The 26,341-nt window shown below is 71.5% G+C and carries 22 protein-coding genes; 6 read left to right on the top strand and 16 right to left on the bottom strand.

All coding sequences use genetic code 11. From position 1 onward, the window contains the following. Positions 1–92: 92 nt before the first annotated feature. Complete coding sequence (locus tag ABZ454_RS09585) at positions 93–1,511, bottom strand: MFS transporter (protein ID WP_359537128.1); 1,419 nt, start codon at positions 1,509–1,511, stop codon at positions 93–95. 162 nt (positions 1,512–1,673) lie between these two features. Between ABZ454_RS09585 and ABZ454_RS09580 the strand changes: the two genes are divergently transcribed. Further along, the gene (locus ABZ454_RS09580) at positions 1,674–2,588 is read left to right on the top strand and encodes a helix-turn-helix transcriptional regulator (protein WP_359537127.1); all 915 of its coding nucleotides are present in this window, start codon (positions 1,674–1,676) and stop codon (positions 2,586–2,588) included. Here ABZ454_RS09580 and ABZ454_RS09575 read toward each other — a convergent pair. Then, positions 2,561–4,066, bottom strand: a complete 1,506-nt coding sequence (locus tag ABZ454_RS09575; RefSeq protein WP_359536900.1) for an MFS transporter — start codon at positions 4,064–4,066, stop codon at positions 2,561–2,563. The genes ABZ454_RS09580 and ABZ454_RS09575 overlap by 28 nt on opposite strands. Positions 4,067–4,081: 15 nt before the next feature. Next, a complete protein-coding gene (locus ABZ454_RS09570) occupies positions 4,082–4,417 on the bottom strand; it encodes a hypothetical protein (RefSeq protein WP_359536898.1) in 336 nt (111 codons plus the stop codon). A 128-nt stretch (positions 4,418–4,545) separates the two neighbouring features. Between ABZ454_RS09570 and dusB the strand changes: the two genes are divergently transcribed. The 4 genes from dusB (at position 4,546) to ABZ454_RS09550 (ending at position 11,345) form a co-directional block, all read left to right on the top strand. Continuing rightward, complete coding sequence (gene dusB, locus ABZ454_RS09565; protein WP_359536896.1) at positions 4,546–5,694, top strand: tRNA dihydrouridine synthase DusB; 1,149 nt, start codon at positions 4,546–4,548, stop codon at positions 5,692–5,694. A gap of 595 nt (positions 5,695–6,289) precedes the next feature. After that, positions 6,290–9,037: a pyruvate, phosphate dikinase gene (ppdK, locus tag ABZ454_RS09560; protein ID WP_356319075.1), complete on the top strand. Its 2,748-nt coding sequence runs from the start codon at positions 6,290–6,292 to the stop codon at positions 9,035–9,037. A gap of 711 nt (positions 9,038–9,748) precedes the next feature. Then, on the top strand, positions 9,749–10,765 hold the full coding sequence (locus ABZ454_RS09555) for a helix-turn-helix domain-containing protein (protein WP_359536894.1): 1,017 nt from the start codon (positions 9,749–9,751) through the stop codon (positions 10,763–10,765). Between the two features lie 160 nt (positions 10,766–10,925). Continuing rightward, entirely contained in the window at positions 10,926–11,345 is a 420-nt protein-coding gene (locus ABZ454_RS09550) for a VOC family protein (RefSeq protein WP_359536892.1), read from the top strand. Positions 11,346–11,566: 221 nt separating this feature from the next. Here the strand turns inward: ABZ454_RS09550 and ABZ454_RS09545 are convergent, their stop codons facing one another. The 10 genes from ABZ454_RS09545 to ABZ454_RS09500 form a co-directional block, all read right to left on the bottom strand. Continuing rightward, entirely contained in the window at positions 11,567–12,358 is a 792-nt protein-coding gene (locus ABZ454_RS09545; protein WP_359536890.1) for an enoyl-CoA hydratase/isomerase family protein, read from the bottom strand. Next, on the bottom strand, positions 12,355–13,602 hold the full coding sequence (locus ABZ454_RS09540; protein WP_356319071.1) for a cytochrome P450: 1,248 nt from the start codon (positions 13,600–13,602) through the stop codon (positions 12,355–12,357). The genes ABZ454_RS09545 and ABZ454_RS09540 overlap by 4 nt, the downstream gene beginning before the upstream one ends. 92 nt (positions 13,603–13,694) lie before the next feature. Beyond that, positions 13,695–15,068: a cytochrome P450 gene (locus ABZ454_RS09535; RefSeq protein WP_356319070.1), complete on the bottom strand. Its 1,374-nt coding sequence runs from the start codon at positions 15,066–15,068 to the stop codon at positions 13,695–13,697. A gap of 9 nt (positions 15,069–15,077) precedes the next feature. Next, entirely contained in the window at positions 15,078–15,638 is a 561-nt protein-coding gene (locus tag ABZ454_RS09530; protein WP_356319069.1) for an ATP/GTP-binding protein, read from the bottom strand. A 3-nt stretch (positions 15,639–15,641) separates the two neighbouring features. Next, a complete protein-coding gene (locus ABZ454_RS09525) occupies positions 15,642–16,025 on the bottom strand; it encodes a DUF742 domain-containing protein (RefSeq protein WP_356319068.1) in 384 nt (127 codons plus the stop codon). After that, on the bottom strand, positions 16,018–16,866 hold the full coding sequence (locus ABZ454_RS09520; RefSeq protein ID WP_356319067.1) for a roadblock/LC7 domain-containing protein: 849 nt from the start codon (positions 16,864–16,866) through the stop codon (positions 16,018–16,020). The genes ABZ454_RS09525 and ABZ454_RS09520 overlap by 8 nt, the downstream gene beginning before the upstream one ends. Beyond that, on the bottom strand, positions 16,863–18,047 hold the full coding sequence (locus ABZ454_RS09515; RefSeq protein WP_359536886.1) for an ATP-binding protein: 1,185 nt from the start codon (positions 18,045–18,047) through the stop codon (positions 16,863–16,865). The genes ABZ454_RS09520 and ABZ454_RS09515 overlap by 4 nt, the downstream gene beginning before the upstream one ends. A 647-nt stretch (positions 18,048–18,694) precedes the next feature. Beyond that, on the bottom strand, positions 18,695–19,066 hold the full coding sequence (gene nirD, locus ABZ454_RS09510) for a nitrite reductase small subunit NirD (RefSeq protein WP_356319065.1): 372 nt from the start codon (positions 19,064–19,066) through the stop codon (positions 18,695–18,697). After that, positions 19,066–21,660 carry a nitrite reductase large subunit NirB gene (gene nirB / locus ABZ454_RS09505; RefSeq protein ID WP_359536884.1) on the bottom strand — a complete coding sequence of 865 codons (2,595 nt, stop codon included), beginning with the start codon at positions 21,658–21,660 and terminating at the stop codon, positions 19,066–19,068. Before nirB ends, nirD begins: the two co-directional genes overlap by 1 nt. A gap of 1 nt (position 21,661) precedes the next feature. Next, a complete protein-coding gene (locus ABZ454_RS09500; protein ID WP_359536882.1) occupies positions 21,662–22,876 on the bottom strand; it encodes an FAD-dependent oxidoreductase in 1,215 nt (404 codons plus the stop codon). 193 nt (positions 22,877–23,069) lie between these two features. Here ABZ454_RS09500 and ABZ454_RS09495 point away from each other — a divergent pair, with 193 nt between their 5' ends. Continuing rightward, positions 23,070–23,858 (top strand): TSUP family transporter, encoded by a 789-nt coding sequence (locus ABZ454_RS09495; RefSeq protein ID WP_356319062.1) that lies wholly within the window; start codon positions 23,070–23,072, stop codon positions 23,856–23,858. A 19-nt stretch (positions 23,859–23,877) separates the two neighbouring features. Here the strand turns inward: ABZ454_RS09495 and ABZ454_RS09490 are convergent, their stop codons facing one another. The 3 genes from ABZ454_RS09490 to ABZ454_RS09480 all read right to left on the bottom strand — a co-directional run bounded on the left by ABZ454_RS09490 (position 23,878) and on the right by ABZ454_RS09480 (position 26,336). Continuing rightward, positions 23,878–24,501 carry a class F sortase gene (locus tag ABZ454_RS09490; protein ID WP_356319061.1) on the bottom strand — a complete coding sequence of 208 codons (624 nt, stop codon included), beginning with the start codon at positions 24,499–24,501 and terminating at the stop codon, positions 23,878–23,880. Positions 24,502–24,627: 126 nt separating this feature from the next. Next, positions 24,628–25,452, bottom strand: coding sequence for a hypothetical protein (locus ABZ454_RS09485; protein WP_359536879.1), 825 nt, complete (start codon positions 25,450–25,452; stop codon positions 24,628–24,630). 389 nt (positions 25,453–25,841) lie between these two features. Then, a complete protein-coding gene (locus ABZ454_RS09480; RefSeq protein WP_356319059.1) occupies positions 25,842–26,336 on the bottom strand; it encodes a DUF5990 family protein in 495 nt (164 codons plus the stop codon). Between the last annotated feature and the right edge of the window lie 5 nt (positions 26,337–26,341).

The following is a 26,341-nucleotide window of genomic DNA, read 5'->3' as shown; positions in this document are numbered from 1 at the left end:
GCTCAGCACCGGCCCCGCCGGCACCGGCACAAGAGCCGGCACCGCCCCCGCCGCCACCGGCACGAGTCCCGGCTACGGCTGTCGTGCTCGCCTCACGCCACCGTGCGCGGCAGCCGCAGGCTCAGCAGGGTCGTCAGCACCACCGCCGCCAACTGGACCAGCAGCGTCACGATCAGCGCGTCCCGCATGCCGGAGCCCGGCGTCAGGGTCAGGAACAGCGAGCCGAGCGTGGCCACGCCCAGCGCGAGCGCCGCCTGCTGGGTCGTCGTCATCACTCCGCCGCCCACCCCCGCCCGCTCCGGTGGCACGTCGGACAGGACGATGCGGAACAGGACGGGCAGCTGAAGGCCCTGGCCGAGCCCCGCGACCGCCATACCCGGCGCCAGCCCCAGCAGCCCCAGGTCCGACCAGCCGCGCCACACCGTCAGGGCCAGCACCACGACGCCGGCCGCCTGGATCAGTCCGCCGGCTGTCACGACCCGGCTGCCGTAGCGGCGCACCAGCCGCGGGCCTGCCAGTGAAGCCGCGAAGAAGGCCACCGCCATCGGGGCCATCGACAGCCCCGACTCGGCCGGGCCCAGCCTCAGTCCCTGCTGGAGCGCCACCGCGATGACGAACATGAAGCCGCCGAAGCCGATCGAGAACGGCACCACCAGCGTCAGCCCGCGCCGCAGCGAGTCGATCCGCAACAGGCTCGGCGGGACCAACGGGACCAGTCCGCGCCGGTCCGCCCGCCGCTCCACCAGGTAGAAGGCGACCGCGGCGAACGGGAAGAGCGCCAGCGAGACCCAGGTCCACAGCGGCCACCCCGCGGCCCGCCCCTCGGTGAGCGGGGCCAGCAGCGTCACCAGCGACACGCCGAGCAGCAGTGTGCCCGGTACGTCGACCGGCGCCGGCCGCTCCGAGCGGGTCTCCGGCACCGCACGGGCCGCCAGGAACAGCCCGACGGCCGCCACCGGAACGTTGACCAGGAACACCGAGCGCCAGCCCGCGCTCTCGCCGAAGACCGACGACAGCGGCGCCGCGGCGACCAGCACCCCGCCCAGGATCTGGCCCGCGACCATGGACAGCCCGGCCGTCGCCCCGTACAGGCTCATCGCCCGGGCCCGCCGGTGTCCCGAGGTGGCCGCCTGGATGGTGGCGAGCACCTGGGGCAGCATCAGCGCCGCCGAGGCGCCCTGGGCCACCCGCGCCCCGAACAGCGTCCAGGCGTCCGGCGCGAGTCCGCAGGCCAGTGAGGTGAGCCCGAACGCGGCGATGCCCAGCAGGAAGAGCCGGCGCCGGCCGGCCATGTCCCCGAGCCGGCCACCGAGGACGAGCAGTACCGCGTACGCGAGCCCGTACCCGGCGACGACCAGTTCCAGCAGCGCGGGGCCCGCCGCCAGATCGTGGTCGATGGTGGGGAGGGCGACGTTGACGATGAAGAAGTCGATCAGGGGAAGGGCCGCACCCAGCAGCACGGTGAACAGTCCTAGGGCGCCGAGAACGGGCGTGGGGTGGTCGCGCCGCACGACCGGGGCGGTGGGGGCGTAGGTCTGGTGCCGTACAGAGGATTCACTCACGGCACCGACGATCGCTCTCCTCGGAGCCTGGTACCAGAGTCTCCTTATCCTGGTACAAGGAGCACCTGGCACCGCCACGGGCGGGTCCCGCACCCTGGAGGCATGACCACGATGGTGACGGCAGCGCGCAGGGCCCCGGGAGCGCCGCGGACCCCGCAGGCCCCCACGGCGAGCTCCTCGGGCGCGTCCGGGACCGAGATCCGGAGGCACGAGCTCGCGGACTTCCTGCGCAGCCGGCGGGAACGGATCACGCCCGAGCAGGTGGGGCTCGTCCGGGGCCCCCGCAGGCGCACCCCGGGGCTGCGCCGCGAGGAGGTCGCCCAGCTCTCCGCCGTCGGCGTCACCTGGTACACCTGGCTCGAACAGGCCCGTGACATCCAGGTCTCGCCGCAGGTCCTCGACGCGCTCGCCCGGGCCCTGCTGCTGGACCGCAGCGAGCGCACCCACCTGTTCTCCCTCGCGGGGGCGGTGGACCCGGCGCCCGGCACGGACTGCCCGAGCATCACCCCCGCGCTGCGCACGATGCTGCGGCAGCTGGAGCCGATCCCCGCGTGCGTGCAGAACAGCCGGTACGACGTCCTGGCCCACAACCGGACCTACGGCCGGCTGCTCTGCGACATGGACGCCGTCGCCCCCGAGGACCGCAACATCATGCTGCTGTCCTACACGAACGAGGAGTGGCGCTCCTCGGTCATGGACATCGCCGAGGTGAACCGGCTCCTGACCGCCAAGTTCCGTGCCGCGATGGCGGAACACCTGGCCGAGCCGTCCTGGAAGGCGCTGCTGGAGCGGCTGGAGGCGGAGTCCGCCGACTTCCGGGAGATCTGGGCGAGACACGAGGTCGTGGGGGCCGGCGGCCGGTCCAAGATCTTCCGCAACGCGCATGTCGGCCTGCTCCGCCTGGAGACCACCGACCTCTGGCTCGGCCCCTCGGCCGGGCCGAGGCTGGTGACCTACGCGCCGCGCGACGAGGAGACCCGCGAGCGGCTGGAGCGGCTTCAGGCCCTGGTGCTCGCCGACGCCTGACCCGGGGACGCGCCCGTTTCCGCCTCCGGGAGCGCCCGCGCGGACTCCTCCAGCCGCTCCGCGGTGCGGCGGGCGGTGCCCCGGGCCCAGCGACCGCTGCTCACCGTGCCGACCAGCAGGACGCACACCCCGCAGCCCGTGATGATCCACCAGGCGGCCCTGCTCGCCGCGACGAAGTCGTCCGCCGAACCGGCGCCGTACGAGGAGCCCGCGCCGGCCACCCCCGCCGCGAGGACGGCCCCGATCACGGCGACGCCCAGCGTCTGGCCGATCTGGCGGCTGGTCGAGGCGACGGCCGCGGCGACGCCCGCCTGGGAACGCGGCATCCCGGAGACGGCGGTGTTGGTGATGGGCGCGTTCACCCCGCCGAAGCCCAGGCCGAACAGCACGTAGGCGGTGAACATCGAGACCGTGTCCCGCTCCGCGTCGAACGCCGCGAACATCAGCCCGCTCACCGCCATCCCGACGCCCGCGACCAGCAGGGGGATGCGCGGCCCACGACTGGCGACCACCCGGCCGGAGAGCGGTGACAGCACACAGACCACGGCCGCCATCGGCAGCATGTAGAGACCGGCGTCCAGGGCGCTCAGGCCCCGCACGTCCTGCAGATAGAGCGTGTTGACGAAGAGGAAGCCGCCGAGCGCGGCGAAGGCGCTGACCGCGATGACGGTCGCCCCGCTGAAGGGGGCGCTGCGGAAGAACCGCAGATCGATCAGCGGGTCGGTGCGCCGCGGCTCGTACACCAGCAGGCCGGCGAGCGAGACCGCGGCGAGTGTGGCGAAGAGCAGGATCTCGGGCGAGGTCCACCCCTTTTGCGGCACCTCGATGATCGCGTACGTCAGCGAGCCCAGCAGGGTGATCACCATCAGCTGCCCCACCGGATCGGGGCGGCGGGCCTTCGGCGCGCGGGACTCGGGGACGTAGCGCAGGGTCAGCAGCAGCGCGGCGACGCCGACCGGCAGGTTGATCCAGAAGATCGACCGCCAGCCCACGGAATCGACCAGCGCACCGCCCACCACCGGGCCCGCGGCCATCGAGATGCCGACGACACCGCCCCAGACGCCGATCGCCCGGGCGCGTTCGCGGGCGTCGGTGAAGGTGTTGGTGATGATCGACATCGCCACCGGGTTGAGCATGGAGCCGCCGACGGCCTGCACCATCCGGAACGCGATGAGCGTCTCCAGACTGGGCGCCAGCGAGCAGAGCGCCGAGCCCAGGGTGAACAGGACGAGGCCGGCCATGAAGACCTTGCGCCGCCCGATCCGGTCGGCGGTGGAGCCCGCGAGCATCAGCAGGGAGGCAAGGACCAGCGTGTACGCGTCGATCGTCCATTGCATTCCCGCGACGCTCGCGTCCAGGTCATGGCGCATGGCGGGCAGGGCGACGTTGAGGACGGTGCTGTCGAGGCTGACGATCAGAAGGCTCATGCAGCAGATCGCCAGTACGAGCATCCGTCGCCGGTGGCTGAGCTCGGGCATGCATGGATAGTACGGCTAACTAACGACTTCCGCTGCCAGTACCGCGGCCGCCCGGGCCAGCCGTGGGTGGTCCGTCGCCGCGTCCGTCGCGGGTTTCGTCGCCGGCGCCGCCGGCACCACGGGAGTCCCGTCCGGTGTCCAGGCAGTGCCCACGTCGTTGCAGCCGCCGTAGGAGCCGCCGCCTGTCTGGCCCGCGACGGTCCACTCCGGCGGCGGTCCGGCCCGCAAGCGCGTCCCACGGGTCGAGAGCAGGGTGCGGCGGGCGGGGGCCGGAGCCGCTTCGGCCGCGAGGGCTGCGGGCGCCGTCCGGCCTGAGGAGGGGGCGGGCCGGGCGGAGGGGGCGGAGTTCATGATCTTCGGTCCTTCGCTCGCTGACGTGGCGACGACCTCCTTCACGCTACGTGCAGGGTCCGACAACGGGCCGCGACCCTGCGCGCTCCGCCGCCGGAGCAGTTCCCGGCGTACGCGACAATGGGGCAATGACCACGCTCGCCCCCTCGCCCCAGCTGCTCCGCATCGGCCCGCACACCGTGCAGCCGCCGGTGGTCCTGGCCCCCATGGCCGGCATCACGAACGCGCCCTTCCGCACGCTGTGCCGGGAGTTCTCCGCCGGCAAGGGCCTGTTCGTCAGCGAAATGATCACGACGCGGGCGCTGGTCGAGCGCAACGAGAAGACCATGCAGCTCATCCGCTTCGACGCGAGCGAGACCCCGCGCTCGATCCAGCTGTACGGGGTGGACCCGGTCACGGTCGGCAAGGCCGTCCGCATGATCGTCGACGAGGACCTCGCCGACCACATCGACCTGAACTTCGGCTGTCCGGTCCCCAAGGTCACCCGCAAGGGCGGCGGCTCGGCGCTCCCGTACAAGAGGCCGCTGCTGCGCGCGATCCTCCACCAGGCCGTCTCGAACGCGGGCGACCTGCCCGTCACCATCAAGATGCGCAAGGGCATCGACGACGACCACATCACCTTCCTCGACGCCGGCCGGATCGCCGTCGAGGAGGGGGTCACGGCCGTCGCCCTGCACGGCAGGACGGCCGCCCAGCACTACGGCGGCACCGCCGACTGGGACGCCATTGCCCGGCTCAAGGAACACGTCCCCGAGATCCCCGTCCTCGGCAACGGCGACATCTGGTGCGCGGACGACGCGCTGCGGATGATGCGCGAGACCGGCTGCGACGGCGTGGTCGTGGGCCGTGGCTGCCTGGGCCGCCCCTGGCTCTTCGGCGACCTGGTGAGCGCGTTCGAGGGTACGGAGACGAGGCAGGCGCCCACCCTGCGCACCGTCGCGGACGTGATGCTGCGGCACGCGACGCTGCTGGGGGAGTGGATCGGTGACGAGACCCGCGGTGTCATCGACTTCCGCAAGCACGTGGCCTGGTACCTGAAGGGCTTCGCGGTCGGCTCCGAGATGCGCAAGAAGCTGGCGATCACCTCGTCGCTGGAGGAGCTCGGCTCCCAGCTGCACGAGCTGGAGCTGGACCAGCCGTGGCCGGACGGCGCCGACGGCCCGCGCGGGCGCACCTCGGGCAACAACCGGGTGGTTCTCCCGGACGGCTGGCTGAAGGACCCGTACGACTGCGCGGGGATCAGCGAGGACGCGGAGCTGGACACGTCGGGCGGCTGAGAACGGCCTCCGGCGGAGTGACACCTGAGGGGGTGGTGGGGCACCGGGTGCCGCGCCACCCCCTCCGCTCATGTGAGCGCCCTGTGAGGCGAGAAGGGGAGGGGGCGGGCTCGATCCGGCACGCTTTCACGGGGGAACGAGTTACTTGGGTCACCCTCGCGCCTCCGTGATGGGCGGTGCGTAAAGTCACGGTCACCCAGCGCCATCAGGCAGCCGTCCGCATAGTGACATCTGAGCGCCCCCTCCGGCGTGATCCTCGCCACGCCTGATGCGTGTAGGGCTCAGATGAGCGCATGGAAGAGGGCTGCACTTCTCAAAGGATGGCACTGGGTGCCAGGGGAGCTTCCCTTTGATCGATCGACGCTTCCCTTACCCACCGTTGCGAAAGAGGCGGCACGTGATGGCCGTCCGTGGTCATCTGTTCAAGAGATGAAGGCGGCGCCTCGAACGGCATGGGGTTCACTCCACTTTCGATCCGCTGGCGGACGGGTGGTTACGGCCGTACGACGCGCAAGTGGACGTACCCAGACACCTTCGATCTGGGTATGTTCCTCGCCGTCAGGGCAGCCACCGCGTCCTCGAGGAGTCGAGACCCGTGTCGGAAAACAAAGATTCCCACGTATCCACCCCGGAGTCCGGGGAGCCCGTGGGCCAGAAGTTCGTCTACGACTTCACCGAGGGCAACAAGGAACTGAAGGACCTTCTCGGCGGGAAGGGTGCCAACCTCGCCGAGATGACCAACCTCGGACTTCCCGTCCCTCCGGGTTTCACCATCACCACCGAGGCGTGCAAGGTCTACCTCGACAGCGGCGAGGAGCCGGCCGCACTGCGCGACGAGGTGAGTGCGCACCTCGACGCCCTTGAGGCACGGATGGGCAAGAAGCTCGGCCAGGCCGACGACCCGCTGCTGGTCTCCGTCCGCTCCGGCGCCAAGTTCTCGATGCCCGGCATGATGGACACGGTTCTCAACATCGGCCTCTCCGACGCCTCCGTCGTCGGCCTCGTCGCCCAGTCCGGGGACGAGCGGTTCGCGTGGGACTCCTACCGCCGCCTGATCCAGATGTTCGGCAAGACCGTCCTCGGGGTGGACGGCGACCTCTTCGAGGAGGCGCTGGAGGCCGCCAAGGAGGCCAAGGGCGTCACCGTCGACGTGGACCTCGACGCGGGCGACCTGAAGAAGCTGGTCAAGCAGTTCAAGAAGATCGTCACGCGGGACGCCGGACGCGACTTCCCGCAGGACCCGCGCGAGCAGATGGACCTGGCCATAAAGGCGGTCTTCGACTCGTGGAACACCGACCGGGCCAAGCTCTACCGCCGTCAGGAGCGCATCCCCGGCGACCTCGGCACCGCGGTCAACGTCTGCTCCATGGTCTTCGGTAACCTCGGCCCCGACTCCGGTACGGGTGTCGCCTTCACCCGCGACCCGGCCAGCGGCCACCAGGGCGTGTACGGCGACTACCTGCAGAACGCGCAGGGTGAGGACGTCGTCGCGGGGATCCGCAACACCGTGGCGCTCGCCGAGCTGGAGTCCATCGACAAGAAGTCGTACGACCAGCTGATGCAGATCATGGAGACGCTGGAGACCCACTACAAGGACCTCTGCGACATCGAGTTCACCATCGAGCGCGGCCAGCTGTGGATGCTCCAGACCCGGGTCGGCAAGCGGACCGCCGGCGCGGCCTTCCGCATCGCCACCCAGCTCGTCGACCAGGGGCTCATCGACGAGGCCGAGGCGCTCCAGCGCGTCAACGGCGCGCAGCTGGCGCAGCTGATGTTCCCGCGCTTCGACGACGACGCGAAGACCGAGCGGCTGGGCCGCGGCATCGCCGCGTCGCCGGGGGCCGCGGTCGGCAAGGCCGTCTTCGACTCGTACACCGCGGTCAAGTGGTCCCGCTCCGGCGAGAAGGTCATCCTCATCCGCCGTGAGACCAACCCGGACGACCTCGACGGCATGATCGCCGCCGAGGGCATCCTGACCTCGCGCGGCGGCAAGACCTCGCACGCCGCCGTCGTCGCCCGCGGGATGGGCAAGACGTGTGTCTGCGGGGCCGAGGACCTGGAGGTCGACACCAAGCGCCGCCGGATGACGGTGGGCGGGCGGGTCATCGAGGAGGGCGACGTCGTCTCCATCGACGGTTCGACCGGCAAGGTGTACCTCGGTGAGGTACCCGTCGTGCCGTCACCCGTCGTCGAGTACTTCGAGGGCCGGATGCACGCGGGCGCCGACGACGCCGACGAACTGGTCGCCGCCGTGCACCGGATCATGGCGTACGCGGACCGGGTACGCCGGCTGCGGGTGCGGGCTAACGCGGACAACGCCGAGGACGCCCTGCGGGCCCGCCGGTTCGGCGCCCAGGGCATCGGGCTGTGCCGCACCGAGCACATGTTCCTCGGTGAGCGCCGCGAGATGGTCGAGAAGCTGATCCTGGCCGACACCGACCAGGAGCGCGAGACGGCCCTGGACGAGCTGCTGCCGCTCCAGAAGGCCGACTTCATCGAGCTGTTCGAGGCGATGGACGGGCTGCCCGTCACCGTACGGCTGCTGGACCCGCCGCTGCACGAGTTCCTGCCCGACATCACCGAGCTCTCGGTCCGGGTGGCGCTCGCCGAGTCCCGTAAGGACGCCAACGAGAACGACCTGCGGCTGCTGCAGGCCGTGCACAAGCTGCACGAGCAGAACCCCATGCTCGGCCTGCGCGGGGTCCGGCTCGGTCTGGTCATCCCCGGTCTGTTCGCCATGCAGGTACGGGCGATCGCCGAAGCCGCCGCCGAGCGCAAGAACGCCAAGGGCGACCCGCGCGCGGAGATCATGATCCCGCTCGTCGGCACGGTCCAGGAGCTGGAGATCGTCCGGGAGGAGGCCGACCGGGTCATCGCCGAGGTCCAGGCCGCCACGGGCACGAACCTCAAGCTGAAGATCGGCACGATGATCGAGCTGCCGCGCGCGGCCCTGACCGCCGGCCAGATCGCCGAGGCCGCGGAGTTCTTCTCCTTCGGCACCAACGACCTGACCCAGACGGTCTGGGGCTTCTCCCGCGACGACGTGGAGGCCTCGTTCTTCACCGCGTACCTGGAGAAGGGCATCTTCGGGGTGTCGCCGTTCGAGACGATCGACAAGGACGGCGTGGGATCGCTGGTGCGCAGCGCGGTCGCGGCCGGCAAGGCGACCCGTCCCGACCTGAAGCTGGGCGTCTGCGGCGAGCACGGCGGCGACCCCGAGTCGGTGCACTTCTTCCACGAGGTGGGCCTGGACTACGTCTCCTGCTCCCCGTTCCGCATCCCGGTGGCCCGTCTGGAGGCGGGCCGGGCGGCCGCGCAGTCGCGGGGCAGCGACAGCCGGTGAGGCGACGGAACCACTGATTCCGCCGGCTGCCGCGGGTCCGGACCACCCTCATCGGTCCGGCGGCGGCCGCGGAATTCCCGGAGGCGGCGGCACCCTGTGCGGGGGTGCCGCCGCCTTGTCATGTGCGCGGGCTTCCGCGCGGGCGTGGCGCCTCCCGGGCCGGTGGCCAAAATGGGGGCTCTTTCCGTAATGCGGCACCGCGTCGACGCCGCACCGCACCGGCATTTCATTGCTTCGTTTAATACGCAAAGAGATAGGCCGGAACTGACCGGGGTGCGGTCCATGGATCCCCATCCATGGACCGCACCCGGCCTGGAGGGCCCGGCCATCGGGGGTGGCGTCGCGGGTCGGGCACGCGCATCTGCGGCGTCGTCGTCAATCACCATGGCTCCGCCATGCTTCAATCCTCCGCCTTGCAGCCGCACGCACCCGGCCCCGCTCCTTCACCCACCCCCCGATGACCGGGCCCTCTTACCCCGTCGAGTGCGGAGCCGCACCGTCACCAACCGCCGCCGAGCGAGCAAAACCCCCCACGGCCTTCACTCGCTCTTTCGGTGGCTCCGGAATCGCACCCGACGTCGTACAGCCTTTCGGGTGACGGTGGGTCGGGGCGAGACGTTTCACCTCTGGCCGAAACCCCGTGGTGACGTGCAGTAACCCTTCGCATACTCTGTCCCGGGGGCAATTGCAGGTGCAAGGGGTGAGGGTTCGGTGCTGCGTATCCATGTCTCCGGATGGGACCTTTCCAAGGTGCGGATGGCCACCGGGCCGGACGCATTATGGGAGACCATTCTCAGCTTTCACCGGTTGCGGGACCGGCGGGCTTCCTCGGTCTTCGGGAAGTGGCGCTCCGAAGCGCGACCGCGGTTGAATGGTGAAGTACGTCTGCTGTCCGCCGTGATTCCACCGCGCGGCTATTTCCCGGACTTCCTGACGCCTTCTCAGGAAAGCTCCGAACCCATGGACTTCACCTCCGGAATGGAGGCCCTGCGCGACACCCCGCCCGACCGGTTGCGAGCCGAACTGGCGGTGCTGGGCGCCCAGGCGGCGGCTGGCGGCCGCGGTCCGGCCCGGCGGGCGGTCGGGCCCGTGGCCCTGGACGCGCTGGGCGAAGGGCGCGCCGAGCCCCTCGGCCGGCTCATCGGCGCCCTGCGCGCCTACCACCGGGCCGCCGTCGAGCCGTACTGGCCGCACGTCCAGGCCAGCATCGAGGCCGACCGCGCCGTCCGTGGCCGCGCCCTCCTGGACGGCGGCGCCGAAGAGCTGCTGGGCTCGCTCCCGCCGGTGATCCGCTGGCGGGCGCCCGTCCTGGAGGCGGACTACCCGGTCGACCGCGACCTCCACCTGGACGGACGCGGTCTGCTCCTCCAGCCGTCGTTCTTCTGCCGCGGCACCCCGGTCGTCTACCGCGATCCGCTGCTCCCGCCGGTGCTCGTCTACCCCGTCGCCCAGGCGGCCGCCCCGGTCTTCGCCGCCTCCGGGCCCTGGCTCGGGCGGCTGCTCGGGAACACCCGGTCGACGGTCCTGAGGGTCATAGGCGACGGCTGCACGACCAGCGAGCTCGCCCGCCGGGCCGGAGTGTCCCTCGCCTCGGCTAGCCAGCACGCCTGTGTGCTGCGCGAGGCGGGCCTCGTGCACACCCGGCGCCACGGCAGCTCGGTCCTGCACACGCTCACCCCGCTGGGCGGCTCGCTGCTGCGCGGCGGTGCGCCGCTCGCCGTGTCCTGAACCCCCGGGCCCCGGGCCCCGGGGGAGGTTTTCCGTCCGGCGCCGCGCGGAAGGGATTTCTCGCCCGGCGCCGATGATTTTCCGGCGGCCCAGGCGTCTACCTGTCGTCAACGCGTACGAGAGACGCACAGGGGAACCGCACCGAGAGAGCGAGACGGCCATGCCTCAGATGATCTTCGTGAACCTGCCGGTCAAGGACCTGGAGACGACCAAGGGCTTTTTCGGCAAGCTGGGCTACTCCTTCAACCCCCAGTTCAGCGACGAGCACACCGCCTGTCTCGTCATCAGCGACACGATCTTCGCCATGCTCCTCGAGGAGCCGCGCTTCAAGGACTTCACGAAGAAGGAGATCGCGGACGCCTCGACGTCCACCGAGGTGATCCTGGCGCTCAGCGCCGACAGCCGCGAGAAGGTGGACGAACTGGTGGACACCGCGCTCGCCTCCGGCGGATCGCCGGCCAACGAGCCCCAGGACCTCGGCTTCATGTACGGCCGCTCCTTCCAGGACCCGGACCACCACATGTGGGAGGTCGTCTGGATGGACCCGGCGGCGGTCGAGGGCGACGGCCGGCCCGCCTGAGGGCCGGGTGCGCGTCGGGGAGGACACGGGACGGTGGTCCGGCGAGCGGCACGACCCCGCCCCCGCGCCCCGTACGAACCGCACGCAGGCGTTCGTACGGGGCGCGGCATGCCGAGGGGGAGGCGGACGGAACGAGCCCGGGACGGCTCGGTCCGGTCAGGCACTCACCCTCGCGGGAGCCGGGGTGGTGTCCGGGCGGGCGGCGTCGTGCGGGCGCGCGCTCACCGGGCCCCGGCCGGGTCTCGGTGGTGGCTGATGTGGGCGGTGAGCAGGTGGGAGTCGAGCAGCGAGGCGTCTGCCGTCCGGTCGGCCCGGGCGTAGCCGGCCAGCATGCGCTTGGTCAGGACCAAAGCCTCGGGAGAGCGGCGGACGAGCGGCCGCGTCCATGCGGCGACGACCTCGTCCAGCCGGTCGAGCGGAGCGCTCTTGTGGAGGAGGCCGATGCGCTGGGCGGTGGCCGCGTCGAACACGTCGCAGGTGAGCATGAGCTCGCGGATCCTGGCGGCCCCGGCCTCGGAGACCAGGCGGCCCATCGCTCCTCCCCAGGCGGGCGGGAGCCCGATGCCGACCTCCGGCATGCGGAACCGGCAGGTGTCCGCGCCCGCGCGCAGATCGCAGAACGAGGCGAGGGCGAGTCCGGCGCCGACCACCCGGCCGTGGAGCCGGGCGATCGTGACCGCGTGGGTGGTCTCCAGGGCCTGGCACAGGCGGTGGGCCTTGTCCGCTATGCGCCGCAGGGCCGCTCCGGTCGGATCCACGGTGAGCGCTGCCTGGTACTCGTGGCGGTCGGCGCCCAGGCAGAAGTCCGGGCCCAGGGAGGACAGGGTCAGGATCCGGATGTCCGGGCGTTCGTGGAGGTCGTCGAGCAGGTGGAGGAGCTCGTCGAGCACGGCGACGCCCAGGACGTCGTCCTGCCCCCAGGGGTTGAGGCGGACATGGAGAACGGGACCGTCCTGCTCGACGCGTATCGCCTTGCGGGAGGGGCTGGTGGGGGTATGGGTCGTTTCGGTCATGCGAGGGCGACATCCAAGTTCAGCAGGCGCCGGAACGCCACCCGGGGCGCCATCGACGGGCGGCGCACGAGGGTGAGGCGGGGAAGGCGCCGAACGATCTGACGGAGAAGTATCTGGGCCTCGAGCCGGGCCAGGGGCGCGCCCAGGCAGTAGTGGATGCCTCCACTGAAGGCCAGGTGGGCGGGTTTGCGCAGCGGGTCAAACCGGTCGGGCTCGCTGTGTCTGGCCGGGTCACGGTGCGCGGCTCCCACCATGAGGTGGACCATCTCGTCCTTGCGTATCTCCATTTCCCCGAGGACGCAGTCCTCGGCGGCGACCCTGCTGATGACATGGGTGGGCGGGTCGTAACGGAGCGTCTCCTCCACGAACGCCGGCACCATGTCCGGGCGTTCGGCGACCATGTCCCAGCGTTCCGGGCGCTCGACGAGCAGGAGCGCCATGGTCGCCAGGAGCTGCGAGGTCGTCTCCAGGGCGGCCAGGAGGACGAACAGAACCAGGAAGTAGACGGCCTCGTCGGCCTTGTCGCGATCGGGTTCCATGGAGTCCCACGTCCGTATCCAGCGGGACACGGGGTCGTCGCCGGGGTGGGCGCGGCGCTCGCGCACCAGATCGGTGAAGTAGGCGCGCAGTTCGGCGGTCGCCGCGTCGGACGCGGCCAGCTGGCTGGCCGAGGGCAGCAGCTCCTGGGTGAAGACCTGGTCATGGGTCAGATGCCGCAGACGAGGCCAGTCGGCAGCCGGCAGACCGAGCCAGTCGCCGATGGTGGCGACCGGAAGTTCCTCGCCCACCAGGGCGGCGAAGTCGGCCTCCCCGTCGTGCAACCGCTCCGACAGGGTGTCCAGGAGCCGGTCGGTCGTGGTGGTCACCGTCCGGCTGATCTGTTCCACGGTGGACCGGTCGAACGTACCGGCGGCCCGGCGTGCCCGGGTGTGGTCCGGGGGGTTGAGCGCGGCCAGGGTGTTGCTCATCTCCTGCGAGGAGGACGCGTTCCAGCGCGTGCCCGGCCCCTGCCTGGCGCGCCACTGCTTGTCGGGCTCCAGCCAGTCGCGACTGCGCAGCACCTGGTCGCACACGGCGAAGCTCGTGACGACGGAGCCGCCCCAAGGGGCGGGGATGACCTCGCCCCTCGACAGCAACTCCTCGTATATGGGGAAGGGATCGGCCTGCCCTCCTGCTGTCCGTAGACGGGAGAACAGCGAGGCGGACATCCTGCGCTCGTATGTCGGAGTGGTGACAACGCTCATGATGGCGGCTCCTTTCTAGAACCAGCCGCCATGCATACCCTCAAGATCGTTGAAGCATCCAATAACACAGAGAACTCAGGAGGTTACTTAAATCACTCCCCTCTCGTCCAAGCCAGGAAGCGGCTGAACAGGCCCCCCTTGTGCTGCGGCGCGGAGGCGCTCGCGGGCCCCGACGTCCGCGCGGCGGAACGCTGTTCGGCGGCGGCGGGCTTCTGGGCCGGCTGCGGATGGGCGGGATCGGCGGCCGACAGAACCACCCGCGGGGTGAAGCGGACCGGGAGGGTCACCAACGAGCGGCTCCACGGCGTCGGAGCCCAGGTGAGGGTCCGGAACGGGACGCGCATCTCGACGTCGGGCAGCCGGTTGAGGAGGCTCTCGACGGCGGTGACCGCGATCATGAACGCCGGGTCCTTGGCGGGGCACGCGTGCGGGCCCGCCCCGAAGGCCAGGTGGGCCTTGGCGCTGAGCTGCTGGCGGTGCTCGGTCAGCTTGGGGTCGGTGTTGGCCGCGGCGAAGGAGACCAGGACCGGGTCGTTGGCCCGGATCACCCTGCCGCCCAGTTCGACGTCGTGCGTCGGGTAGTGGGCCGCGTAGTTGGCGATCGGCGCGTAGTTCCACAGCGTCTGGGCCACCGCCTCCTCGACCGGCAGGCCGGTCTGCCACTCCTCGCCGAGGTAGAGCGCGCTGCTGGTCGCGATGGTGGCGGTCAGCGGTGCGGTACCGCCGGAGAGCAGGGTCACGAGCTGGTGCAGCACCTCCTCGTCGCTCAGCTGCGCCGAGTGCTCCATCAGGCGGGTCGTCAGGTCGGCCGCCGGACGGCGTCGCTTGAGGGCGATCAGCTCGGTGAGCGCCGCGCCCAGCAGCTCATCGGCGCCGGGAGTGCCCTCGAAGATGCCGCTGATCCCGGCGATCACGCGGTCGCCGATCTCGGGCGGGCAGCCGAACAGGTCGCTGAAGACCAGCAGCGGCAGCGGCTGGGCGTACTCGGCCATCAGCTCCGCCTGGCCCCGGGGCTCGGAGCTGAAGCGGCTGATCAGGTAGTCCGCGGACTGCTGCGTCTGCTTGATGAGCTGCATCTCGTTGACCGTGGCGAGGCTGTCGGTCACCGCCTGGCGCAGCCGGGCGTGCGCCGCGCCGTCGCTGAACAGCGCGTTGGGCCGGTAGCCCATCATGGGCAGCGCCGGGCTGTCCGCCGGGACGCGCCCCTCGTTCAGCGCGTTCCAGCGGCGGGAGTCACGGACGAAGGACGCGGGGTTCTGCAGCACGTACAGCGCGGCGTCGTAGCTGGTGACCAGCTCCACCTGGACGTCCGGGGCGATGTCCACGGGGGCGCTCAGGCCGAACGTGCGCAGATGCGCGTAGTGGCCGTCGGGGTCGGCCCCGAACGAGGGGCCGTACAACGGGACGTTCCCGTGCGCGGGGCATCCGGGCGGGGGTATCTCCTGTGCGTCACGAGGTTGTTGCATGAGGCGCTCCTAGCCGAGTCGGGACATGAGGTGTGTGACGAGGGTGATGAGGGCCTGGGCCGAGGAGTTCTCGTCGCGCACGTCGCACTTGGCGACGGGGGTGTCGGACGTCAGGTTCAGTGCCTCACGGACCTCGTCGAGCGGGTAGTCCGTGGTGCCCTCGAAGTGATTGACCCCGATGGCGTACGTCAGGCCGAAGCTCTCCACCAGGTCCAGGACGGGGAAGGACTCGTGCAGACGCTCGGGGTCGACCAGGACCAGCGCGCCCAGCGCGCCCCGGGACAGCTCCTCCCACATCTCCTTGAAACGTTCCTGGCCGGGCGTTCCGAAGAGGTACAGCACGAGCGTGTCACTGAGGGTGAGGCGGCCGAAGTCCATGGCCACGGTGGTGGTCTTCTTGTGCGGGGTCCCGGAGAGGTCGTCGAAGCCCTCGCTGGCCTCGGTGATCTCCTCCTCGGTCCGCAGCGGCTCGATCTCGGAGAGACTGCCGATACAGGTGGTCTTCCCGACCCCGAAGTGCCCCACGACGAGGATCTTCACCGCATTGGAGACGTGTGGGTCCAGGTGCACGCGTTACGCTCCGAATCGATTCTTCAGGCCTTCGAGCACGGCGCTGACCAGTTCTCTGTCGACACGCTCGGCGCGCGGTACAGGCCTCCGCACGAGGATGAGGCTGTCCTCCTCCAACTGCGCCAGCAGAATGCGCACGATGCCCAGCGGCAGGTGGGTATGACCGGCCACCTCGGCCACGGACAGGAAGCCGTCGGCGACCAGGTCCATGACCTGCCCCGCTTCCGGGGAGAGCGTGCGCGACGCGGCGGCCGTGTCCTGTGCCGCCATGACGAGGGTGGTGTGCTCGTACTCGTGGTCCGGCGGCAGGGCCCGCCCGTTCGTGATCACGAAGAGGGGGACTAACGGGGAGGTCAGCTCCAGATCCAGCTCCCGCTCGTCAGACATGGTCCGCCCTCTCCTCCCGCGCTGCCGGCGTGGTCAGTCCTGGCACCACCTCGTGCAGGCGCGTGGTGAATTCCTCGATGTCGCAGTCGTGCTCGGCCGCGGCAGCCAGGAAGGCCCCGGAACCGGCCGCCATCAGGAAGATCCAGCCGTGCTGGAACTCGATGACCGTCTGCCGCCATTCGGCGCTCTCCGCACCCGCGAACTGGGAGGTGACCCTGCTGTAGGCGTGAATGCCCGTCATCGCGGCGGAGATCGTGTCCGCCAGGTCCCTGCTCATCCCGCTGGTCGCCCCGCGGGGCAGACCGTCGGACCCCAGCAGCACGGCGTGCCGGGCGCCTCGCACCGTGGCGATCACCCGGTCGAGGTCGGCGAGCACGAAGCCCGCGTCACTCGCACCCGCGCCCCCGCGCCGGGCCGCACCGGTGTTGCGCGTGCCGGCGTCCTCCTCGGTGTTCACCCGTGGCGGCGAGGTGAGGTTGTTGCCCAGCCGCGCGACGAGGCGGTGCATGCGGAAGGAAATCTGCTGCATGTCCACATCAGGGGCCGCGGCGGCAGCCAGATAGGCGCCCTGCCCCGCTCCGATCAGGAAGCTCCACCCGTGGGAGAACTCGATGATCGTCTGGTTCCACTGCCGGTCCTCCTCCGGACCGGCGAAGTGAGCCGTGGCGCGGCTGAGGGACTGCATCCCGGCCATGGCGGCCGAGATGGTGCGTAGCTCCTTCTCGCCCAGGCCCTCCGTGGCCCCACGCGGAAGGCCGTCCGCGGACAGCAGGACGGCGTGCCGCGCCAGGGGCACGTTCTGCACGATGTCCTCGAGCATCCACGACAGGTCTGCGCTCATACGTCCTCAGACCCTTCGAGCGACGTGGCGTCGAGGTTGCGGCCCGACAGCGTGCCGCGCTGGAACGCCCCCAGGCTGCGGCCGGAGGTGCGGCCGGTCTCCTCGAAAGCCCGTGCGGCCGGCCGGTCGGACTCCGGGTCGGGCACACTCGCGATGGGCGCCTGGCGCGCTCCGCGCTTCGGCAGGCCGTGCATCGTGCGCGCCGCCCCGCCCTGCGGCCGTGCCTCGTTGCGCAGGATGCTGCTGACGGGGGCCTCCTGGGCCGGCGGTGTCTCCTCCATGGTCCACAGCTCCTCGGGCAACAGGACGACGGCACGGACGCCGCCGTACCGGGAGACTCCCGTGACGTCCACCTTGAATCCGTACTGACGCGCGATCAGGCCGATCACCGAGAAGCCGAACTTCGGCTGGGTGCCGAGCTGCGACAGACGGGGGGCGACGTCGCCGGACAGCAGCTCGGTCGCCCGCTGCCGGTCTTCGTCGTTCATGCTGACACCGGCGTCGTCGATGACGATGCACAGGTTGTTCTGGACCCGCTGGAACGTCACCTCGATCGGTGCGTCCTGCTGGGAGAAGCTGGCAGCGTTGTCAAGCAGTTCCGCCACGGCAAGGGCCACGGGCGCGACCGCGGACGCCTTCAGCGCGAGACCGGTCTGCTGCATGATGGCGACCCGGTGGAAGTTACGGATCTGCCCCTGGGCGCTGCGCACCACGTCGTAGACGCTGGCGGGCTTGTTGCGGCGGCCGAGCGGCGCGCCGCACATGACCGCGATGCCCTGTGCCTTGCGCGCCATCTGCGCGTTGGCGTGGTTGACCTCCAGCAGGTCGCTCAGCACGGCGTGACCGCCGTACTTCCGCTGGACGCCGTCCAGGAGCGTCGTCTGCTCCGCCGCGAGGCTCTGCAGGAAGCTGGCGGCCCCCTTGAGGACCGCCTTGGTGTTCTCCTCCGCCGCCTCCTTGGCCTCCCGGAGGGTGCTGTCCTGCTGGCTCATGAACCGTTGCAACTCGGCTCGCGAGATGTGGAGGTGACTGTCGGACGTGTGCAGCTGGCGCCGCAGCTCGGCCTCGGTCTGCTTCTTCTTCGCCCCGAGGGCTCTGTTACGTGCGGCGAGTACCACGGCCGCGACAACGGCTATCGCCGCCACCGCAACCAAGCACCACACAAGTGCGTCTTGAGTCATGGAAACCTTTCCCGGCGCAGGACATGCGGACGGCGATGGACGCACCTGGCGAGGACCCGCGGAGCAGCCGCTCGGCACGGCGCGGCCGCTGCTGTGCGGAATCACAGGGCGCCGGAAAGCACATCAGCATCTGAGCCTATTGGATCAAGATCACAGATGCGGGGATGCTATCACCGGCCCCCCGCCCCGCCGGACGGCCGCCGGAGCCCTCGGGGGAGGGCAACGAACCCTCTGTGCAGGCACGTTGAAGGGCCCGCCCGCCTCTGCCGCGGCCGGCCTGGGCATCCCTCGGGCGGTCGGCCTCCGATCGGCTCGGGGATCTGCACAAAGAAATGACAATCTCTCATATGTGCTGGTGGCGTGAACAATCGGTGGTCCGTCAGGCCGGCTCACGGGGTGTCAGGTGCCGGACCAGCGCAGCTTGCCCCGTCCACGGGTAGCACCTGGGGCCAGGCCGGGCCGGTGGTCCCGCATCCCCGCCATCCCCGCTTGCCCGCAGCGCCCAACGCCGAAGGGACGGCCGACCCCGCGCTACCGCTGGGTCGGCCGTCCCTCCTCACCCGCCTGGAGTGACGCCTGCTGCCGGCTCACTCATCCACAGGACCGGGAACGGTGATCAGCTGGACCTCCGTGCCCGCAGCGCTCCTTCAGTCCGCGCGGACCTCGAAGACCGGCACCGAGACCTCGTCGTCGTCCAGGCAGGCGCCCGTCGCCAGGTCGAAGCGCTGCTTGAGCAGCGGGGAGGCCACGAACGGCTGCCCGCCGTCCGAACCGACCAGCCCGCGCGAGAGCACGTACGCGCCGGTGAACGGGTCGCGGTTGTCGATCGCGTACGCACGCCCCGCCCGGTCCACGAACAGCGCGACCTGCCGGCCGTCCGGGAGGAGCGCGGCCACGCCACGGCCCGGCGTCAGCAGCGAGCGGTCGCAGACCGTGAGCCAGTCGTCGCCGGCGGCGAGCCGGATCATCCGGGCGTCGTGCGCGGTCTCGGTCGTCTCGGTCATCGTCTGCGTCGTCATCAGGAGGCGGTCCCTTCAAGAGTACGGATGGCGAGAACCGGGCCCGCGAGGATGTCCAGGTCGGGCTTGACCTGGTCGCGTTCCGGGACGAACTTCACCGACGGGTCGGGCGCGTCGGGTGCGTTGACGAAGGTGACGAAGCGGCGCAGCCGCTCCGGGTCGTTGATGGTCTCGGCCCACTCGTCGCGGTAGCCGCGGACGTGGTCGGCCATCAGCCGCTCCAGCTCGTCGCAGAGCCCCAGCGAGTCGTGGACGACGACGTCCCGCACGTGCTCCAGGCCGCCCTCGATCCGGTCCAGCCAGGTCGAGGTGCGCTCCAGCCGGTCCGCCGTGCGGATGTAGAACATCAGGAACCGGTCGATGAGGCGGACCAGTTCCGCGTCGGACAGGTCCTGGGCCAGCAGGTCCGCGTGGCGCGGGGTGGCGCCGCCGTTGCCGCCCACGTACAGGTTCCAGCCGCCGGCCGTGGCGATGATCCCGAAGTCCTTGCCGCGGGCCTCGGCGCACTCGCGGGCGCAGCCGGAGACCGCCGACTTCAGCTTGTGCGGGGAGCGCAGCCCCCGGTAGCGCAGCTCCAGGTCGATCGCCATCTTCACGGAGTCCTGGACCCCGTAGCGGCACCAGGTCTGCCCCACGCACGACTTGACCGTCCGCAGCGACTTCCCGTACGCGTGCCCCGACTCGAAGCCCGCGTCGACCAGCCGGGTCCAGATCAGCGGCAGCTGGTCGACGCGGGCGCCGAACAGGTCGATCCGCTGACCACCGGTGATCTTGGTGTAGAGACCGAAGTCCCGCGCCACCTCGCCGATCACGATCAGCTTCTCCGGGGTGATCTCACCACCGGGGATGCGCGGCACGATCGAGTACGAGCCGTTGCGCTGGAGGTTGGCGAGGAAGTGGTCGTTGGTGTCCTGGAGGGCCGCCTGCTCGCCGTCCAGGACATAGCCGCTCGCGCCGACCGTCGGCGCCAGCGAGGCGATGACCGAACCGACCGTCGGCTTGCAGATCTCGCAGCCGTCGCCGCCGCGCGCCTGCTCACGGCCGTGCGAGTCCAGCAGCTCGGCGTAGGAGGTGATCTCCAGGGTGCGCACGATCTCGTACAGCTCGCTGCGGGTGTACGAGAAGCAGCCGCACAGGCCCTTGTCCTGGCTCTGCGGGAGCAGCTGGCCGATGACCTTGACGCAGCTGCCGCAGCCCGTACCGGCCTTGGTGCACTTCTTCACCTCGGGCAGCGTGGTGTGCTCGCAGATCGCGCCCTTGGTGACGTTGTGGCAGGAGCAGATCACGGCCTCGTCGGGCAGCGAGGAGGGGCCGAGGGTGACCGGGCCGCCCGCGCCGGCCGGCAGGACCAGCTGCTCGGGGGCGACCGGGAGGACCGTGCCCGTCATCGGGCGGAGCGTGCCGTACTGGTCGGCGTCCCCGACGAGCACCCCGCCGAGCAGCGTGCCGTCCTGGCCGATCACCAGCTTCTTGTAGACGCCGGAGCGGGAGTCCGCGTACACGACGTCGAGGCAGCCCTCGGAGGCGCCGTGGGCGTCACCGAATGACGCCACGTCCACACCGAGCAGCTTCAGCTTCGTCGACAGGTCGGCGCCGGTGAACGCGGCCTCCTTGCCGGCGATCACCTCGGCGGCCGTCTGCGCCATCTCGTAGCCGGGCGCCACCAGGCCGTACACCCGGCCGTCCGAGGCGAGCGCGCACTCGCCGATCGCGAAGACCGCCGGGTCGGAGGTGCGGCACTCCTCGTCGACGATGATGCCGCCGCGCTGGCCGACCGCCAGTCCGCAGTCCCGGGCCAGCTGGTCGCGGGGCCGTACGCCCGCGGAGAAGACCACCAGATCCGTGGCGAGCGAGGAGCCGTCGGAGAGGGACATCCCGTTCACCGAGCCGTCCTCGCCCGCGGTGACCTCCTGGGTGCCGACACCCGTGTGGACGGTGAGGCCCATGTTCTCGATGGTGCGCAGCAGCGCCGCGCCACCGCCCTCGTCCACCTGCACCGGCATCAGCCGGGGCGCGAACTCCACCACGTGGGTCTCGAGTCCGAGCCCCTTCAGCGCGCCCGCCGCCTCCAGGCCGAGCAGGCCGCCGCCGACGACCGCGCCGGTCGTCGCCGTCTTCGCGTACTCCTCGATCGCGAGCAGGTCCTCGATCGTGCGGTAGACGAAACAGCCTTCGCTGTCCTTGCCGGGGACGGGCGGGACGAACGGGTAGGAACCGGTGGCCAGCACCAGCGTGTCGTACGTGAAGGTCTCGCCGGAGCGCGCGGTGACCGTGCGCGCCTCCCGGTCCAGCGACTCGGCGGGGTCACCGACCCGCAGCTCGAAGCCGTGCCGCTCCATGAAGCCCTGCTCGACCAGCGACAGGTCCTCGGGGGTCTTCCCCGAGAAGTACGAGGTCAGCTGCACCCGGTCGTACGCGGCGCGGGGCTCCTCGCACAGGACGACGACCCGGGCGGTGCCGGCGGCGGCCGTCAGCCCGCGGTCGGCGAGGGCCTCCAGGAACCGCTGGCCGACCATTCCGTGCCCGACGACCACGATGGTCGGCACGGCTGCTGCGGTGGAGGTGTGGGCGGTCGGGGAAGTGGACACCGGCATCTCAGAAGCCTCCGTCGTTGGTGAGCAGGTGAAGCAGGGACGTTTCGGCGGGGAGCGGTGCGTCGTCCTGCCAGGTGCGGGCCAGCGTGCCGACCGCGGCGAGATCGCCGAGCAGCACACCGCCCGCCAGCCGGTCGCCGCGGACGACGACCGTGCGGTACGCGCCCCGGGTGGCGTCCGCCAGTCGGATCACGTCGTCGCCGGGCAGCGGCCGGGAGTCGCCGAAGGCGGCGAGATCCAGTGCTCCGGCCCCGGGGTCGTCCGGGCCGTTCAGCGTCAGCCGGGTCAGCGCCCGGGTGCCGTCGTACCGGGCGGGCCGTCCGGCCAGCACCTCGGCGAGCACATCGGCCTGTTCCAGCGCCGGGCCCGCGAGCCCGTACACGGTGGAGCGGTGCTCGGCGCAGTCGCCCACGGCGTGGATGTACGGATCGGAGGTGCGCAGCTGGTCGTCGACGACGACGCCCTTGCGGACCTCCAGCCCGGCCGCCTGCGCGAGGCCGGTGCGGGGACGCACCCCGCAGGCCAGCACGGTGATCTCGGCCGCCAGCTCGTAGCCGTCGGCGAGCTCCACGGCCCGGACCGCGCCGTCGGCGCAGCGCAGCCCGCGGACCCGGCACTCGGTGTGCACCTCGACGCCCAGGGACTCCAGGTGGCGCCGCAGCAGTTCGGCCGATTCGGCGTCCAGCTGCCGCTCCATGAGGTGCTCGCCCTGGTGGGCCAGGACCACCTGGGCGCCGCATTCGGCCAGTGCGCGGGCCGCCGAGACGCCCAGGAGGCCGCCGCCGATGACGACCGCGCTCACCCCCGGCCGCACCGAGGCGCGCAGCGCCAGGCAGTCGTCGAGGGTGCGGAAGGCGTGCACCCCGTCCGGCATCGCGTGCCCGAGCCCCCGCAGCGGCGGGAGCACCGGGTTGGAGCCGGTCGCCAGCACCAGCCGCCCGTAGCGCACGACGCTTCCGTCGTCGCAGTGGACCAGCCGGTCCTCCCGGTCGATCCGCACCACCCGCACCCCGCGCCTGACCTCGGCCGGCGGGAGCGCGATCACCTCCGCCGCGTACCGTCCGGCCAGCACCTCGGCCAGCAGCACCCGGTTGTAGGGGGCGTGCGTCTCCTCGCCGATGACGGTGACATCGGGCACCCGGGCGGCCAGGCGTGCGCCCGCCATCCCGGCGCCGATCACCACCACCCGCGCCGTGTTCTCCGTCCGTGTCCTCATGACACAGAGCGTGGCCCGGGGGTGTTACCCGTCCGGATCCCCGCTGTTTCCCCGGAGGAACCTTGCGCTCAGCGCCCCGGGAACGCGCCTGTGAGGGCCGATCGCCGTGGCAACCTCAGAGTTGGCTCAAGGTTTCCGCCGGAACCACGAGACGGTTGGACGGGGCACGTACCTTCTCCTTAGGGTCGCGATCATGCCTGACATCACCGTGACCACCCTCGTCGTGCTGTGCCTCGCCGCGGCCGCGGCCGGCTGGATCGACGCGGTGGTCGGCGGCGGCGGCCTGCTCCTGCTGCCCGCCCTGCTGCTCGGCCTGCCGCACGTCCCGGCCGCCCAGATCCTCGGCACCAACAAGGCCGTCGCGATCGTCGGCACGTCGGGCGCCGCCGTCACCTACGCGCGCAGGGCGCCCGTGAAGGTCGGCACAGCGGTACGGATAGGGCTGGCGGCCCTGGCCGGCTCGATGACCGGCGCCTTCTTCGCCGCCGGGATCAGCAGCGAGGTGCTGCGCCCGGTGATCATGGTGGTGCTGCTGGCCGTCGCGGCGTTCGTGATGCTGCGGCCCCAGTTCGGCCGGTCGGCCGAGGACGGCGCCGCGCCCCAGGTCACCCGCGCCCGCACGGTCACCGCGATCGTCCTGGTGGGCGGCGGCATCGGCCTGTACGACGGGCTGTTCGGGCCGGGCACCGGCACCTTCCTCGTGCTGGCGCTCACCGCGGTGCTCCACCTCGACCTGGTGACGGCCTCCGCCACCGCCAAGATCGTCAACGTCTGCACCAACGCCGGCGCGCTGGCGATGTTCGCCTACCAGGGCAACGTGATGTGGCAGCTGGCCGCGCTGATGGCGGTGTTCAACCTGGCGGGCGGCCTGTTCGGGGCGCGGATGGCGCTGCGCAAGGGCAGCGAGTTCGTCCGCGGCGTGCTGCTGGTGGTCGTCTTCTCGCTGGTCGCGAAGCTCGCCTTCGACCAGTGGCAGGCCTGACTACGGCTCCGGCCCGGTCTCAGCGCACACCGGTGAGGTGGGCGTACGCCACCACGTTGCCCTGGTAGCCCGTCGCGTCGGAGTACCCGCCACCGCAGGTGATCAGGCGCAGCGACGCGTGCTCCGAGGCCCCGTACACCCGCCGGTCGGGGAAGTCCTCGTTGTCGTACACCTCGATCGCGTCGACCGAGAAGACGGCGGTGCGGCCGTCCTGGCGGAGCACCTCGACGGTGCTGCCCTTGCGCATCGACCCCAGGTCGTAGAAGACGGACGGGCCCTCGGCGTTGTCGACGTGACCGGCGACGATCGCGGTGCCCTTGGCGCCGGGCGGCGGTCCGTCCTTGTACCAGCCGACGATGTCGGTGTTCCCCGCCGGGGGTACGTCGAGGCTGCCGTCCGGTCCGAGCCCGAGCCGCATCACCGGGGCGTCCACCCGGATGCCCGGGATGGTGATGCGGACGGGCGCCGAGGGCCGCAGCGGCTCGGCGACCGGCGATCCGGGCAGCAGCCCGGGACCGGCGGCGAAGGCGTCGGCGGAGGCGGGGGCCGGCGGGGTCAGCCGGGTGTCGGCGCCGTTGCGGACCAGCCAGAGACCGGTCAGCGCCGCGACGACGAGCAGCCAGCCCTTGGCCTTCTGGGACACGGTCGTCCTCCGGGGGACGGGTGACGGGTGACGAGGCCGGAAGGCCCCGGACGAGAAAGGTCCCGCCCCGGTGGCGCGAGGCCACCGGGACGGAAACCGGGCGGTACGGAGAGGTGGAAGTCTCCGTCAGCTGCCGTCCCGCGTGCCGCTCGCCCGGCGACGCAGGAGCCAGGCTCCGCCGACGGCGGTCGCGGCGAGAACGCCGGCTCCCGCCGCGATCTGGGTGGTGTCCGGCCCGACGCTGCCGCCGACACCGGTCTTCACATGCCCCGTCGGGGCGGTGGGAGCGGCCGAGGTGCGGTGGCCGGAGGGGGTCTCGTAGTCGCCGGACGCACTGTCGTGCCCGGCGGAACTCTCGTGCCCCGAGGGGCTCGGGTGTGCGGTGGGCATGGGGCGGCCGAGGAGCGCCGGGGCGTCCGGCACGAGGGACTCGCCGGATGCCTCGGCCTCGTCGAGCCCCGTGGTGTCGTACTCCTCGGAGTCGTAGGGGTCCGAGGGCAGGCCGGCGCCGGCGGGGGAGTCCGCCTCGGTGGACCCGGCGGGGCTGTCCGTCGCGGGGCGGGTCTCCTCGCCCGCGGTGCCTGCCGCCTTCACCTCGATCTCCCCGGTGGCCCGCTTGCCGTTCTCGCAGGCCACGTCGATGCTGTACGGCCCCGGCTCGATGTTGCCCGGCACCCGGAACGAACCGGCCAGGACCTCCTCGAGGGTGGCCGGCGCCAGCGGGAACTCGGGGGCGTCCAGGGCGCTCGCGTCACCCTTGGCAGCGGTGTCGCTGCCGCAGGCGGTGGTGTTCACGGTGACGGTGGCGCCCGGAGCGGCACGTGCGGGAGTGATCTCCAATGGCCCCAGCTCATCCCCGTACGCGGACGGGGCGGCGACGCCGATGCCGAGCGCGGCAGCGGCGAGGGCCGCGGCGGCGGAGCCGGTCACGAGGCGAACAGGACTGCGCATGGGGGGTTCCTCCGAGCGGGGATGGCGCCGGGCTGGTGTGTCCTGGTTCCGAGCTAACGGTCGGCCCGCCATCCACGCACGCTGACACCAAGTCAGCTTTCACCCGACCGGCCCGGCGCCGCCTCCTTGCCACCCCGCATGTGCGCAGGTCACGGCGGTGTTCGCGGAGGCGGGGGCCCGCTCTTCGGCCTCCGGCGCCGATCGGGTGACACCGACGAGGAGGAAGTGGTGTACGTCACACGCATGATCCGGGCTTCCGAGGGCACACGAGGAATACCCCCCACGGGACGGCGTGCACAGCCGCCCCCGGCCACCGCCCCTCACCCGACCCGCCCCCCCTGGGCCCGGTGAGGGGCGGTCCGGCCTGTGCGGGGAGGCGAGGCGGCCCCTCAGGCGGGCGCGGCGGCGGACCACGTGATGACGGGCGGCCGGACCCGGGCGCAGAGCGGCTGCCCCTCGGCGTCGGAGAGCGGGAGCCGCGCGGTGAGGTGTCCGGAGCGCGCCGCCGCTTCGAGGACGCCCCCGTCGATGTCGGCGAACATCAGCTTGGCCCGCCGGAACATGGAGAACAGGCCGTCCCCGTCGACCGTGCCCCACGACAGATAGACGAACCGTCCGCCGAGCCGGTCCTGCACGTACGGCCCGCTCACCTCGACGCCGTCCGGGCCGCCGGTCGTGGTGCACTCCAGGGTCCAGCGGGCGAGGGGGGCGTCGCCGGGGTGCAGTCCGAGGAGTTCGCCGGGCCGGTCCTTGCGCTGGACGCCCACGTGGATGTTCTCCCGGCCGGCGAAGTCGCCGCCCGGCCCGCAGTCGCGGCCGGGCAGGCGGGAGCCCTCGATGTGGATCAGCAGGGGCGACGGCGGTCCTTCGGCGGGGTTCGGCATGGGTT

The sequence above is a fragment of the Streptomyces sp. NPDC005803 genome (assembly GCF_040630435.1).
Lineage (GTDB): Bacteria > Actinomycetota > Actinomycetes > Streptomycetales > Streptomycetaceae > Streptomyces.
Note: the sequence above shows the minus strand (reverse complement) of the source record. Positions and strands in the feature narration are given on the sequence as shown.

Coding starts and splice junctions, on each gene's coding strand:
- ABZ454_RS09500 (WP_359536882.1), bottom strand. CDS start 22,876: ATGAGGACACGGACGGAGAACACGGCGCGGGTGGTGGTGATCGGCGCC.
- ABZ454_RS09575 (WP_359536900.1), bottom strand. CDS start 4,066: ATGCCCGAGCTCAGCCACCGGCGACGGATGCTCGTACTGGCGATCTGC.
- ABZ454_RS09535 (WP_356319070.1), bottom strand. CDS start 15,068: ATGCAACAACCTCGTGACGCACAGGAGATACCCCCGCCCGGATGCCCC.
- ABZ454_RS09550 (WP_359536892.1), top strand. CDS start 10,926: ATGCCTCAGATGATCTTCGTGAACCTGCCGGTCAAGGACCTGGAGACG.
- nirD (WP_356319065.1), bottom strand. CDS start 19,066: ATGACGACGCAGACGATGACCGAGACGACCGAGACCGCGCACGACGCC.
- ABZ454_RS09540 (WP_356319071.1), bottom strand. CDS start 13,602: ATGAGCGTTGTCACCACTCCGACATACGAGCGCAGGATGTCCGCCTCG.
- ABZ454_RS09545 (WP_359536890.1), bottom strand. CDS start 12,358: ATGACCGAAACGACCCATACCCCCACCAGCCCCTCCCGCAAGGCGATA.
- ABZ454_RS09515 (WP_359536886.1), bottom strand. CDS start 18,047: ATGACTCAAGACGCACTTGTGTGGTGCTTGGTTGCGGTGGCGGCGATA.
- nirB (WP_359536884.1), bottom strand. CDS start 21,660: ATGCCGGTGTCCACTTCCCCGACCGCCCACACCTCCACCGCAGCAGCC.
- ABZ454_RS09495 (WP_356319062.1), top strand. CDS start 23,070: ATGCCTGACATCACCGTGACCACCCTCGTCGTGCTGTGCCTCGCCGCG.
- ABZ454_RS09580 (WP_359537127.1), top strand. CDS start 1,674: ATGGTGACGGCAGCGCGCAGGGCCCCGGGAGCGCCGCGGACCCCGCAG.
- ABZ454_RS09525 (WP_356319068.1), bottom strand. CDS start 16,025: ATGTCTGACGAGCGGGAGCTGGATCTGGAGCTGACCTCCCCGTTAGTC.
- ABZ454_RS09520 (WP_356319067.1), bottom strand. CDS start 16,866: ATGAGCGCAGACCTGTCGTGGATGCTCGAGGACATCGTGCAGAACGTG.
- ABZ454_RS09485 (WP_359536879.1), bottom strand. CDS start 25,452: ATGCGCAGTCCTGTTCGCCTCGTGACCGGCTCCGCCGCCGCGGCCCTC.
- ABZ454_RS09570 (WP_359536898.1), bottom strand. CDS start 4,417: ATGAACTCCGCCCCCTCCGCCCGGCCCGCCCCCTCCTCAGGCCGGACG.
- dusB (WP_359536896.1), top strand. CDS start 4,546: ATGACCACGCTCGCCCCCTCGCCCCAGCTGCTCCGCATCGGCCCGCAC.
- ABZ454_RS09480 (WP_356319059.1), bottom strand. CDS start 26,336: ATGCCGAACCCCGCCGAAGGACCGCCGTCGCCCCTGCTGATCCACATC.